This is a genomic window from Nonlabens sp. MIC269, assembly GCF_001430865.1.
GTDB classification, from domain to species: domain Bacteria; phylum Bacteroidota; class Bacteroidia; order Flavobacteriales; family Flavobacteriaceae; genus Nonlabens; species Nonlabens tegetincola.
The window spans coordinates 210,833-225,531 of sequence record NZ_CP011373.1; the positions used below are offsets into that span (position 1 = coordinate 210,833).

Genomic DNA, 14,699 nt, shown 5'->3' on the forward strand with positions numbered 1-14,699 from the left:
TCATGAAACATATAACATTACTTTTTATAGCCCTTTTAAGCGTGCAATTATCTCAGGCTCAATGGTGGGGAAAAGATAAAATTAAAGGAAACGGTGAGGTCATTTCAAAAACCTTTGAAGTAGGTGATTATGACAAGGTCAATGTAAGAAATAGCATTGATGTAACATTAGTTGCTGGAAAAGAAGGCTCCATTGAAGTAAAGGCCGAGTCTAATATCATGGAACATATAGAGATCGAGGTGAAAGGCGGTAGATTAAAAATTGGTATTGAGGATGGATATAATGTGAGTACTCGCAAGGGGATCTATGTTACAGTACCTGTTCAAGAAATTGAAGCTTTATCACTGGCAGGTAGTGGCGATATTCATTCAGAACTTGTTTTAAAATCATCTAATATGGAAATAAGTGTTGCTGGATCTGGTAATATAGAAGTTGAAACTGAATCAAGAAACCTAGAAGTAAATGTTGCTGGTAGTGGTGACATAATTTTAAAAGGGCGTACTGAAAATCTAGATGCTAGTGTAGCTGGTAGCGGTGATATTGAAGGGTTCGGTCTAAGAGCTAATAATATTGACGCTAGTATCGCAGGAAGTGGTGACATTAGTGTTTATTGCAATGGAGGTACCATTAATGCAAGTATTGCTGGTAGTGGTGATATTGTGTATGATGGAAAATCCAGTAAGGTTAAAACTTCTATCATAGGAAGTGGCGATGTAGAAAAAAGATAGCATTCCTTATAATTAAATAAAAAGCCGTCTAGTACTTTACTAGACGGCTTTTCATTTGTAATCTAAATGGTTTTACTTAATTTTTCCTGTTCGATAAAGCAGCACTACTCCAATGGTAAAAAAAGCAACTAGAAATAATATACTTTCTCTCATGCTGCCAGTGTACTGATTTACCAATGCAAAAATACCCATTCCAATCACAATTCCGATTTTCTCTGAAACATCATAAAAACTAAAAAAGGAGGCTGTATCAATGGTATTTTCAGGAATCATTTTTGAGTAGGTACTCCTCGACAAACTTTGAATTGATCCCATTACTAACCCCACAAATCCCGCGGTAACATAAAATTGTATAGGTGTGTAAACAAAATAACCGTAAATACATATACACACCCATAATATATTAATGACCATTAAAGTTTTTATATTTCCATGCTTTCGCGAAAGCTTACTAGCCAACCACGCACCAGGAATAGCAATAAGCTGTATTAACAAAATACTTACAATTAATCCTAGTGTGCCATCACGTTCACCTGTCTCCTCATTTATAGGCCAAAGAACTTCTTCGGTTCCAAAATAAGTTGCGATTAACATTACAGTTTGTACAGCCATACTGTAGATAAAAAAAGCTCCTAAAAATCTTTTCAATTGTCCTAGATGATCTAATTGATTCCAGATTTTCCTGAGCTCTTTAAATCCATTAGTAAAAATGTTTTTAACTTGAGAGGTATCCTTTTTTGTCCCTAATGGCAGGTATGCATAAGTATATTGGGCAAAACCTATCCACCAAAGACCAGTGAGGACAAAGGAAAGTCGTGGTGCATCTAGACCTAGAATACCTTCTTCTGGGTAAAAGCCACCTTGTATGAGCGCTAGACACAGTAATAGTAAGATCACACTACCTATATAGCCATAAGAAAAACCTTTGGCGCTTGCAGCATCTTGTTGGTCTGGATGAGCAATATCTGGTAGATAAGAATTGTAAAATACTAGTGATCCCCAAAAACCTACCAGTGCTAGCAAGTATAGAAGTAAACTTACATAAAGATAATCAAAACTAAACCATGCTAATCCACAACAACTTAAAGCTCCTAGATAACAGAAAAACTGTAAAAACCTTTTCTTTTTTCCAGAATAATCGGCTATTCCTGAAAGTATAGGTGACATTATAGAAACTATTAAAAAGGCAATCGCCGTTGTTATAATAATGATATTTTCATTGGTCACTGATTTTAATAAATCAGGAACGTTGCCTTGTTCATAAGCTTTAGTACTTATATAGCTGTAGAAAATAGGAAAAATAGCGCTCGCTATAACCAGTGAATAAACTGAGTTTGCCCAGTCATAGAATGCCCAGGCCTTTATAAGTTTTTTGTGACCCTTTGGTAAAGTTGGTTTCATAAAAAAAGGCGCTCTTTTATGAGCGCCTTAAAAGTAAAGATTCAAAATTACTTGAATGAAGTAACTCCGTATTTTTTTGCTTCTTCTTTTGCTTTAGGAGCAAGTTGATTAAGAAATTCTATTCGACTATCGTTAGATGGATGCGTACTTAGAAATTCTGGTGGAGCTTGTCCACCACTAGCCGCTTTCATGCGTTTCCATAATTCTGGAGCCTCATATGGATCATATCCTGCTATAGCAGATAGATAAAGACCTATTTTATCAGCTTCAGTTTCATGAGATCTTGAGAACGGTAACATTCCTCCTAATTGTGAACCTAAACCATAGGCTTGATTCAAAATTTGTTGAGTTTGTTGATTTGCTCCTGCAACTTGTGACCCAACAGCAACACCTACCGCACCAAGCGCTTGTACCTGAGCTGCACTCATACGTTGCGCACCGTGATCTGCAAGTGCATGTGCTACTTCATGTCCCATTACTACTGCAACACCGCTTTCCCCTTGACAAATTGGTAAGATACCAGTATAAAAGACAATTTTACCACCAGGCATACACCAGGCATTTACCGTTTCGTCCTTAACTAGATTATATTCCCATTTGTAGTCTTTTAAATAAGCTTCTTCTCCTAGAGCCGATAACCATCGTTGTGCAGCAATTCTAATTTTATTACCTACGTCTTCAATCATCTTTGCCTCGGAGGTTCCTGTAACTACATTATTTTGATTTAAAAAATCGTCATATTGAGCAAAAGCCATTGGAAACAATTGCGAGTTCGACATAAAATTTAAAGTCTTTTTACCTGTAAAAACATTTGTTTTACAAGATAACAATAGAAAAAGACCGGCTAGCATTATTGTTCTATTCCAACTCATATGTAGGTTTATTTTTAATTAGCAACTATTTCTTGTACTTTTTTAATATCGATACCATGATGAGATTCATTATGTAAAACCTCTTCTTGATAAAGTACGATTACTTGAGGACTTTGATGTACTACATTAAGTTTTTGAGCAATGGCATTACTCACTTCTCTAAACTGCAGCAAATCAAGATAATAATAACTTACATCTACATCATTTTTGACATAATTATTTTCAAAATTCTTAAGAACCATCCTTGAAATACCACAACGCGTACTATGTTTAAAAATAACTTTAGGCTTTAATCTAGAATTGCGAATTACATTATCTAATTGATCTACTGATTCAAGAGAGTCCCAAGGAATACCAGTAATTTCATCCTTGGCAATATCTCTTTGTGATTTGAAAAATTTATCAAAAATTCCCATGTAAACTAGGTTATTAAACTGCTACAAATATAGTTCTTGTTCAATAATGATCGTATTATCAATAACTTAAATCAGACAAAATGTCTTGTTAAACTCGATAATTAATGTCTTTTTGTCAAGAATTAAACAAGGTACAACAGTTGCTAATGTAGGAATAAAAATGAATACTATGAATTTAAATAAATTAACTATAAAGTCTCAAGAAGCGATACAACAAGCTCAACAAATTGCGCAAGAGGCTCAACACCCAAGTATATTAAACGAACATTTATTTAAGGGGATTCAACTTGTAGATGAGAATGTCCTTCCTTTTATTTTTCAAAAATTAGGTGTTCAATTATCCATAATTAGTCAATTAATAGACAAGCAATTAGAATCTCTATCAACCGTCACCGGAGGAAACTTACAATTTTCGAGAGATACGGCAAGTACACTAAACAATGCTATATCTATCGCTGGTAAAATGAATGATGAATATGTTTCTATTGAACATTTATTATTAGCCATTTTTGAAGGTTCAGGAACGGTATCAAGGATACTGAAAGACCAAGGCATCAATGCAAAAGATTTAAAAGCTGCAATTGAGTCGTTAAGAAACGGCAATCGAGTGACTTCATCCAGTGCCGAGGAGACCTATCAAAGTCTTAGTAAATATGCCAAGAATTTGAACGATCTCGCTGATAAAGGAAAATTAGATCCCGTAATAGGTCGTGATGAAGAAATAAGAAGAATTCTTCAAATACTTTCTAGAAGAACCAAAAATAATCCGATGTTAATTGGAGAACCAGGAGTAGGTAAAACTGCGATTGCAGAAGGACTTGCTCATCGTATAGTGGCTGGTGATGTGCCTGAAAATCTCAAAGAAAAACAAATATTTTCATTAGACATGGGTGCCTTAATTGCAGGTGCCAAGTATAAAGGTGAATTTGAAGAGCGTTTAAAAGCAGTTGTGAAAGAGGTTACGCAAAGTAGTGGTGATATCGTATTGTTTATTGATGAAATACATACTCTTGTAGGTGCTGGTGGTGGCGATGGAGCAATGGATGCTGCCAATATATTAAAACCTGCACTAGCCAGAGGAGAATTAAGAGCTATTGGAGCTACAACCCTAGATGAATATCAAAAATATTTTGAAAAGGATAAAGCTTTGGAACGTCGCTTTCAAAAAGTTACTGTTGATGAACCGGACACAGAAAGTGCTATTTCAATTTTAAGAGGTATCAAGGATAAGTATGAAGCACATCATAAAGTACAAATAAAAGATGATGCTATTATTGGTGCTGTAGAGCTATCACAACGATATATTACAAACAGATTTCTTCCAGATAAAGCTATAGACCTAATAGATGAATCTGCAGCGAGATTAAGAATGGAAATCAATTCAAAACCAGAAGAATTGGATGTTCTTGATCGCAAAATTATGCAGTTGGAAATAGAAATTGAGGCAATCAAAAGAGAAAATGATGAAGTCAAACTTAAGTCACTAAACTCTGAATTGTCCATTTTAAAAGAATCTAGAAATGAGCTCAATGCTCAATGGGAAAATGAAAAGTCTGTAATTGATGCTATTCAAAATCTTAAATCAGATATTGAGAATTATAAATTGGAAGCAGAACGTGCAGAAAGAGAAGGAAACTATGGAAAAGTGGCAGAATTACGTTACGGAAAAATCAAGGAAGCACAAGAACAACTGGTAAAACTTCAAGAACAAGCTGCGTTACAAGACAGTTCTCAAGCCCTAATTCAAGAAGAAGTAACATATGATGACATTGCAGAGGTGGTTGCTAGATGGACCGGAATACCGGTGACAAGGATGCTTCAAAGTGAAAGAGAAAAACTACTCAACCTAGAAACTGAATTAAATAAACGAGTTGTAGGACAACATGAAGCTGTCGAAGCTGTGAGTGATGCGGTGCGTCGCAGTCGAGCAGGTTTACAAGATCAACGTAAACCAGTAGGTTCTTTTCTATTTTTAGGAACAACTGGTGTAGGAAAAACTGAACTTGCTAAAGCTTTGGCCGAGTTTCTATTCAATGATGAAAACGCCATGACACGAATCGATATGAGTGAATATCAAGAACGTCATAGCGTAAGCAGACTTGTGGGTGCTCCTCCTGGATATGTGGGATATGACGAAGGAGGACAGCTTACTGAAGCAGTAAGACGTAAACCTTATTCAGTAATTCTTTTGGATGAAATTGAAAAAGCTCATCCAGATACTTTTAATATACTATTGCAAGTCCTAGATGAAGGTAGACTTACTGATAATAAAGGTCGAGTAGCCGATTTTAAAAACGCCATAGTCATTATGACATCAAACATGGGTGCCCATGCCATACAAGATAAATTTGAAAACGCAAATGTGATTGATGAACAATTAATCGATCAAACCAAAAATGAAGTTCTTCAAGCTCTCAAAAAACAAGTAAGACCTGAATTTATCAATAGGATTGATGATATCGTCATGTTTACACCACTTACAAAAGCTGAAATAAAAGAAATTGTAAAATTACAGTTGAAGAGTGTAACTAAATTGCTCGCAAAACAAGGAATTACAGTTGACGCCACAGATCAAGCTATCAACTTATTAGCTGTTAAAGGATTTGATCCTCAATATGGTGCACGACCAGTAAAAAGAGTAATTCAAAAAGAGATCATGAATGAATTGTCTAAAAAAATACTCTCTGGAGAAATTAGTACTGAAAGTATTGTTTTAATTGATCAATTTGATGACCAATTGATTTTCCGTAATCAAGAAGATCAGATTAGTGTGTAATATAAATAATCATAAATTATTTAACCCGAGTTTGTACTCGGGTTTTTTGATTTTACGCTTTCGCGAAAGCATAAATAGGAAAACTTACAGTTAACCCAAACAACCAAATTCACAAAATAAACTCTACAAAAAGAGCTTTTAATCAGAGAAAAATTCCTTTTAACGATTGTTAAACAATTGTGATATTTAATTACTAGAAAAAACTTTATGCTAGATATTTTCGTATGTAATTCAAAGAGAAGATATGAGATCCCTAGTTTATTTTTTCATTTTTTTAGGTTCACTTTACGCCACTTCACAAGTAAAAATTGGTGATAATCCAAATAGTATTGATCCTTTTTCGATTTTAGAATTGGAAAGTACATCCAATGTACTTGTTGTTACACGGGTGACAACTGCCGAGATGAATGCGATTACACCGCTTAATGGTGCTATCGTATACAATTCTACCGAAAATTGTTTGTATCAATATAGGTCTGGAAACTGGGAAAGTCTTTGTATTGGAGGAACTTTGACAGATAACAATGACGGTAGTTATACTTTTACAAATATCAACGGAGGAACCGTCGTTATTGATACCAGTGCAAACTCTGATCCCTACAATAATGTTACATCAGGTTTGAGTGCATTGAACGTACAAGATGCTATTGATGAATTGAATACGGCAACTAGAAGTATTGTATTAATTGATAATGCGGATGGTACTTACACTTTCAGTGATGCAAATGGAAATATTGTCACTATTGCAGATACGAGTATCTCTACTCTTACTGACAACGGTAATGGCACTTATACCTATACAGATGAAACTGGCACTCAAACGATAATCGATACTACTTTCTTGGAAACTCTCACTTCGCTAGGCCTTAATGCAAGTGAAACAGCCTTGGAGTATAGTGATGAAGACGGCGTAATTACTACCATTAATTTAGCCAATGTTGTACAAAACTTAGAGACTTTAACCACTATCGTTGAAAACACAGACGGTACTTTTACTTACACCGATGAAGATGGTGGTACTACCATTATTGATGTAACGAATCTGGAAACTCTTACCTCTATTGCGTTGAATGCTGATGATACCAATATCGATTACACCGATGAGGATGGTGTAGTTACTCAACTTGATCTTACAGCTTTAGTACAAAACTTGGAGACCTTAACCACTATCGTTGAAAACACAGACGGTACGTTTACTTACACCGATGAAGATGGTGGTACTACTGTTATTGATGTTACTAATCTGGAAACTCTTACCTCTATTGCGTTGAATGCTGATGATACCAATATCGAATACACCGATGAGGATGGTGTGGTCACTCAGCTTGATCTTACAGCTTTAGTACAGAACTTAGAGACTTTAACCACTATCGTTGAAAACACAGACGGCACCTTTACCTATACCGATGAAGATGGTGGTACTACCGTTATTGATGTTGCTAATCTGGAAACGCTTACCTCTATTGCGTTGAATGCTGATGATACTAACATCGATTACACCGATGAGGATGGTGTGGTAACTCAGCTTGATCTTACAGCTTTAGTACAAAACCTTGAGACCTTAACCACTTTAGTTGAAAACACAGACGGTACTTTTACTTACACCGATGAAGATGGTGGTACTACCATTATTGATGTAACGAATCTGGAAACGCTTACCTCTATTGCGTTGAATGCTGATGATACTAACATCGATTACACCGATGAGGATGGTGTCGTAACTCAGCTTGATCTTACGGCTTTAGTACAAAACCTAGAAACTTTAACCACTTTAGTTGAAAACACAGACGGTACTTTTACCTACACCGATGAAGATGGTGGTACTACCGTTATTGATGTAACGAATCTGGAAACACTTACCTCTATCGCGTTGAATGCTGATGATACCAACATCGACTACACCGATGAGGATGGTGTCGTAACTCAGCTTGATCTTACAGCTTTAGTACAGAACTTAGAGACTTTAACCACTTTAGTTGAAAACACAGACGGTACTTTTACTTACACCGATGAAGATGGTGGTACTACCATTATTGATGTTACCAATTTGGAAACTCTTACTTCTATCGCGTTGAATGCTGATGATACTAACATCGATTACACCGATGAGGATGGTGTGGTTACTCAGCTTGATCTTACAGCTTTAGTACAGAACTTAGAGACTTTAACCACTATCGTTGAAAACACAGACGGCACCTTTACCTATACCGATGAAGATGGTGGCACTACTGTTATTGATGTCACCAATCTGGAAACACTGACTTCTATCGCGTTGAATGCTGATGATACCAACATCGACTACACCGATGAGGATGGTGTCGTAACTCAGCTTGATCTTACAGCTTTAGTACAGAACTTGGAGACCTTAACCACTATCGTTGAAAACACAGACGGTACTTTTACTTACACCGATGAAGATGGTGGTACTACTGTTATTGATGTTACCAATCTGGAAACTCTTACCTCTATTGCGTTGAATGCTGATGATACTAACATCGATTATACCGATGAGGATGGTGTGGTTACTCAACTTGATCTTACAGCTTTAGTACAAAACTTGGAGACCTTAACCACTTTAGTTGAAAACACAGACGGTACGTTTACCTATACCGATGAAGATGGTGGTACTACCATTATTGATGTAACTAATCTGGAAACTCTTACCTCTATTGCGTTGAATGCTGATGATACTAATATCGATTACACCGATGAAGATGGTGTGGTTACTCAGCTTGATCTTACAGCTTTAGTACAGAACTTAGAGACTTTAACCACTTTAGTTGAAAACACAGACGGTACTTTTACTTACACCGATGAAGATGGTGGTACTACTGTTATTGATGTTACTAATCTGGAAACTCTTACCTCTATTGCGTTGAATGCTGATGATACCAATATCGATTACACCGATGAGGCTGGTGTGGTTACTCAGCTTGATCTTACAGCTTTAGTACAGAACTTAGAAACTTTAACCACTATAGTTGAAAACTCAGACGGTACTTTTACTTACACCGATGAAGATGGTGGTACTACTGTTATTGATGTTACCAATCTGGAAACTCTTACCTCTATCGCGTTAAATGCTGATAATACTAACATCGATTACACCGATGAGGATGGTGTGGTTACTCAGCTTGATCTTACAGCTTTAGTACAGAACTTAGAGACTTTAACCACTATCGTTGAAAACACAGACGGCACCTTTACCTATACCGATGAAGATGGTGGCACTACTGTTATTGATGTCACCAATCTGGAAACACTGACTTCTATCGCGTTGAATGCTGATGATACCAACATCGACTACACCGATGAGGATGGTGTCGTAACTCAGCTTGATCTTACAGCTTTAGTACAGAACTTAGAGACTTTAACCACTTTAGTTGAAAACACTGATGGTACTTTTACCTATACCGATGAAGATGGTGGTACTACTGTTATTGATGTCACCAATCTGGAAACATTGACCTCTATCGCGTTGAATGCTGATGATACTAACATCGATTACACCGATGAGGATGGTGTGGTCACGCAGCTTGATCTTACAGCTTTAGTACAAAACTTAGAGACTTTAACCACTATCGTTGAAAACACAGACGGCACCTTTACCTATACCGATGAAGATGGTGGTACTACTGTTATTGATGTTACCAATTTGGAAACTCTTACTTCTATCGCGTTGAATGCTGATGATACTAACATCGATTACACCGATGAGGATGGTGTGGTTACTCAGCTTGATCTTACAGCTTTAGTACAGAACTTAGAGACTTTAACCACTATCGTTGAAAACACAGACGGCACCTTTACCTATACCGATGAAGATGGTGGCACTACTGTTATTGATGTCACCAATCTGGAAACACTGACTTCTATCGCGTTGAATGCTGATGATACCAACATCGACTACACCGATGAGGATGGTGTCGTAACTCAGCTTGATCTTACAGCTTTAGTACAGAACTTAGAGACTTTAACCACTTTAGTTGAAAACACTGATGGTACTTTTACCTATACCGATGAAGATGGTGGTACTACTGTTATTGATGTTACCAATTTGGAAACTCTTACTTCTATCGCGTTGAATGCTGATGATACTAACATCGATTACACCGATGAGGATGGTGTGGTTACTCAGCTTGATCTTACAGCTTTAGTACAGAACTTAGAGACTTTAACCACTATCGTTGAAAACACAGACGGCACCTTTACCTATACCGATGAAGATGGTGGCACTACTGTTATTGATGTCACCAATCTGGAAACACTGACTTCTATCGCGTTGAATGCTGATGATACCAACATCGACTACACCGATGAGGATGGTGTCGTAACTCAGCTTGATCTTACAGCTTTAGTACAAAACTTAGAGACTTTAACCACTATCGTTGAAAACACTGATGGTACTTTTACTTACACCGATGAAGATGGTGGCACTACTGTTATTGATGTTACCAATCTGGAAACTCTTACCTCTATCGCGTTGAATGCTGATGATACTAACATCGATTACACCGATGAGGATGGTGTGGTTACTCAGCTTGATCTTACAGCTTTAGTACAAAACCTAGAAACTTTAACCACTTTAGTTGAAAACACTGATGGTACTTTTACCTATACCGATGAAGATGGTGGTACTACTGTTATTGATGTCACCAATCTGGAAACATTGACCTCTATCGCGTTGAATGCTGATGATACTAACATCGATTACACCGATGAGGATGGTGTGGTCACGCAGCTTGATCTTACAGCTTTAGTACAAAACTTAGAGACTTTAACCACTATCGTTGAAAACACAGACGGCACCTTTACCTATACCGATGAAGATGGTGGTACTACTATTATTGATGTTACCAATTTGGAAACTCTTACTTCTATCGCGTTGAATGCTGATGATACTAACATCGATTACACCGATGAGGATGGTGTGGTTACTCAGCTTGATCTTACAGCTTTAGTACAGAACTTAGAGACTTTAACCACTATCGTTGAAAACACAGACGGCACCTTTACCTATACCGATGAAGATGGTGGCACTACTGTTATTGATGTCACCAATCTGGAAACACTGACTTCTATCGCGTTGAATGCTGATGATACCAACATCGACTACACCGATGAGGATGGTGTCGTAACTCAGCTTGATCTTACAGCTTTAGTACAGAACTTAGAGACAGTTACTACATTAGGAATCAATGCTGGTGAACTTACTTATGCCAATGAAGACGCTACCAATGCTAATGTAAATCTGATCTCTGCTGATGCTGATAACAGCATCACTGCTGGTACTGACGGTGCCTTATTCGTAGATGTGTCTGCTGCACAAACAGTAACGAATCTTACTGACCTTAATGATGGGTTTGTAACCTATACTAATGAAGATGGTACGGTACAAACTGTTGCCAAAGCTGATATTACCGATAACATGAATGGTACTTACACCTTTACTAATAATGATGGTACCGATGTGACTATTGACACTAACGGTATCGCTATTACTAATGTGATCGCTGGTAATCGTATTGCTACTGTAACTGAAGCTGATGGTACTGCTGTAGATATTGATGAAACCATTACTACCATCACTGGTAATGCAGCAACGGGTAATACCATTGCGACTTATGAAAATGAAAATGGTGATACAGAAGATATTAATGAAACGGTTACAGCTTTAGGAATCAATGCTGGTGAACTTACTTATGCCAATGAAGACGCTACAAATGCTAATGTAAATCTGATCTCTGCTGATGCTAATAACAGCATCACTGCTGGTACAGACGGTGCTCTATTCGTAGATGTGTCTGCTGCACAAACAGTAACGAATCTTACTGACCTTAATGATGGGTTTGTTACTTATACTAATGAAGATGGTACGGTACAAACTGTTGCTAAAGCTGATATTACCGATAACATGAATGGTACCTATACATTCACCAATAATGATGGTACCGATGTGACTATTGACACTAACGGTATCGCTATCACTAATGTGATCGCTGGTAATCGTATTGCTACCGTTACTGAAGCTGATGGTACTGCTGTAGATATTGATGAAACCATTACTACCATCACTGGTAATGCAGCAACAGGTAATACCATTGCTACTTATGAAAATGAAAATGGTGACACAGAAGATATTAATGAAACGATTACAGCTTTAGGAATCAATGCTGGTGAACTTACTTATGCTAATGAAGACGCTACCAATGCTAATGTAAATCTGATTTCTACTGACGCTGATAACAGCATCACTGCTGGTACTGACGGTGCCCTATTCGTAGATGTGTCTGCTGCACAAACAGTAACGAATCTTACCGATCTTGGAAATGGGTTTGTAACCTATACTAATGAAGATGGTACGGTACAAACTGTTGCTAAAGCTGATATTACCGATAACATGAATGGTACTTACACCTTTACTAATAATGATGGTACCGATGTGACTATTGACACTAACGGTATCGCTATTACTAATGTGATCGCTGGTAATCGTATTGCTACTGTAACTGAAGCTGATGGTACTGCTGTAGATATTGATGAAACCATTACTACCATCACTGGTAATGCAGCAACGGGTAATACTATTGCTATTTATGAAAATGAAAATGGTGATACAGAAGATATTAATGAAACGGTTACAGCTTTAGGAATCAATGCTGGTGAACTTACTTATGCTAATGAAGACGCTACGAATGCTAATGTAAATCTGATCTCTGCTGATGCTGATAACAGCATCACTGCTGGTACAGACGGTGCCCTATTCGTAGATGTGTCTGCTGCACAAACAGTAACGAATCTTACTGACCTTAATGATGGGTTTGTAACCTATACTAATGAAGATGGTACGGTACAAACTGTTGCCAAAGCTGATATTACCGATAACATGAATGGTACTTACACCTTTACTAATAATGATGGTACCGATGTGACTATTGACACTAACGGTATCGCTATTACTAATGTGATCGCTGGTAATCGTATTGCTACTGTAACTGAAGCTGATGGTACTGCTGTAGATATTGATGAAACCATTACTACCATCACTGGTAATGCAGCAACGGGTAATACTATTGCGACTTATGAAAATGAAAATGGTGATACAGAAGATATTAATGAAACGGTTACAGCTTTAGGAATCAATGCTGGTGAACTTACTTATGCCAATGAAGACGCTACAAATGCTAATGTAAATCTGATCTCTGCTGATGCTGATAACAGCATCACTGCTGGTACAGACGGTGCTCTATTCGTAGATGTGTCTGCTGCACAAACAGTAACGAATCTTACTGACCTTAATGATGGGTTTGTTACTTATACTAATGAAGATGGTACGGTACAAACTGTTGCTAAAGCTGATATTACCGATAACATGAATGGTACCTATACATTCACCAATAATGATGGTACCGATGTGACTATTGACACTAACGGTATCGCTATCACTAATGTGATCGCTGGTAATCGTATTGCTACTGTAACTGAAGCTGATGGTACTGCTGTAGATATTGATGAAACCATTACTACCATCACTGGTAATGCAGCAACGGGTAATACCATTGCTACTTATGAAAATGAAAATGGTGACACAGAAGATATTAATGAAACGGTTACAGCTTTGGGAATCAATGCTGGTGAACTTACTTATGCCAATGAAGACGCTACCAATGCTAATGTAAATCTGATCTCTGCTGATGCTGATAACAGCATCACTGCTGGTACAGACGGTGCCCTATTCGTAGATGTGTCTGCTGCACAAACAGTAACGAATCTTACTGACCTTAATGATGGGTTTGTAACCTATACTAATGAAGATGGTACGGTACAAACTGTTGCCAAAGCTGATATTACCGATAACATGAATGGAACCTATACATTCACCAATAATGATGGTACCGATGTGACTATTGACACTAACGGTATCGTTATTACTAATGTGATCGCTGGTAATCGTATTGCTACTGTAACTGAAGCTGATGGTACTGCTGTAGATATTGATGAAACCGTAACAACTTTTTCACAAAATGATACACCTACTTCTAGTGATCCAAATGCTACTGGAGAAATAACTTATACCAATGAGGCTGGCACAACAACCACTGCACAGGTCGTAAGTGCCGATGCCAATAATAGTATACAAGTTGGATCAGATGGTGGAGCTTATTTTGTTGGTCCTACTATTGCTGCAGCTGGTAACGTGGCAGGAGATGGTTCTACCATCACAAGCTTTGGAACTTCGAGCATTACTAGACTTAATACAGGAGACTATCGTATTAATTTTACAACTCCTATAACAACTGGATATGTAATACAGTTAACCGTATTAGATTGTAATGGAAACTGTCCACCAGCTGGCGGTTCAAACTACGATGATCCTGGAATTTCGTACTACGGAAATGATGCTAATGGATTTAACGTGAATATAGGAGATAGCGATAATGGTGCTAGTCCTAAGGTTGACATTGATCTTGATTTCATGTTCACCATTATTAAACTACCTTAATTA

At 37.3% G+C, this 14,699-nt stretch carries 6 protein-coding genes; 3 read left to right on the top strand and 3 right to left on the bottom strand.

All coding sequences use genetic code 11. The features are described 5' to 3' along the window. The first annotated feature begins 2 nt into the window (after nucleotides 1–2). Nucleotides 3–728: a head GIN domain-containing protein gene (locus AAT17_RS01060; protein ID WP_042280101.1), complete on the top strand. Its 726-nt coding sequence runs from the start codon at nucleotides 3–5 to the stop codon at nucleotides 726–728. 72 nt (nucleotides 729–800) lie between these two features. On the opposite strand, the gene AAT17_RS01065 is transcribed toward AAT17_RS01060, so the two are convergent. The 3 genes from AAT17_RS01065 to ytxJ are packed head-to-tail and all read right to left on the bottom strand — an operon-like array spanning nucleotide 801 to nucleotide 3,417. Next, nucleotides 801–2,129, bottom strand: coding sequence for an MFS transporter (locus AAT17_RS01065; RefSeq protein WP_060522528.1), 1,329 nt, complete (start codon nucleotides 2,127–2,129; stop codon nucleotides 801–803). A 47-nt stretch (nucleotides 2,130–2,176) separates the two neighbouring features. After that, nucleotides 2,177–3,001: a M48 family metallopeptidase gene (locus tag AAT17_RS01070; RefSeq protein ID WP_082586868.1), complete on the bottom strand. Its 825-nt coding sequence runs from the start codon at nucleotides 2,999–3,001 to the stop codon at nucleotides 2,177–2,179. A 14-nt stretch (nucleotides 3,002–3,015) separates the two neighbouring features. Continuing rightward, nucleotides 3,016–3,417 carry a bacillithiol system redox-active protein YtxJ gene (gene ytxJ, locus AAT17_RS01075; RefSeq protein WP_060522529.1) on the bottom strand — a complete coding sequence of 134 codons (402 nt, stop codon included), beginning with the start codon at nucleotides 3,415–3,417 and terminating at the stop codon, nucleotides 3,016–3,018. Between the two features lie 169 nt (nucleotides 3,418–3,586). Between ytxJ and clpB the strand changes: the two genes are divergently transcribed. After that, on the top strand, nucleotides 3,587–6,193 hold the full coding sequence (gene clpB, locus AAT17_RS01080; protein ID WP_060524912.1) for an ATP-dependent chaperone ClpB: 2,607 nt from the start codon (nucleotides 3,587–3,589) through the stop codon (nucleotides 6,191–6,193). A 244-nt stretch (nucleotides 6,194–6,437) separates the two neighbouring features. Next, a complete protein-coding gene (locus AAT17_RS01085; RefSeq protein WP_060522530.1) occupies nucleotides 6,438–14,696 on the top strand; it encodes a hypothetical protein in 8,259 nt (2,752 codons plus the stop codon). The last annotated feature ends 3 nt before the right edge of the window (nucleotides 14,697–14,699 follow it).

Coding starts and splice junctions, on each gene's coding strand:
- AAT17_RS01060 (WP_042280101.1), top strand. CDS start 3: ATGAAACATATAACATTACTTTTTATAGCCCTTTTAAGCGTGCAATTA.
- AAT17_RS01085 (WP_060522530.1), top strand. CDS start 6,438: ATGAGATCCCTAGTTTATTTTTTCATTTTTTTAGGTTCACTTTACGCC.
- AAT17_RS01070 (WP_082586868.1), bottom strand. CDS start 3,001: ATGAGTTGGAATAGAACAATAATGCTAGCCGGTCTTTTTCTATTGTTA.
- ytxJ (WP_060522529.1), bottom strand. CDS start 3,417: ATGGGAATTTTTGATAAATTTTTCAAATCACAAAGAGATATTGCCAAG.
- AAT17_RS01065 (WP_060522528.1), bottom strand. CDS start 2,129: ATGAAACCAACTTTACCAAAGGGTCACAAAAAACTTATAAAGGCCTGG.
- clpB (WP_060524912.1), top strand. CDS start 3,587: ATGAATTTAAATAAATTAACTATAAAGTCTCAAGAAGCGATACAACAA.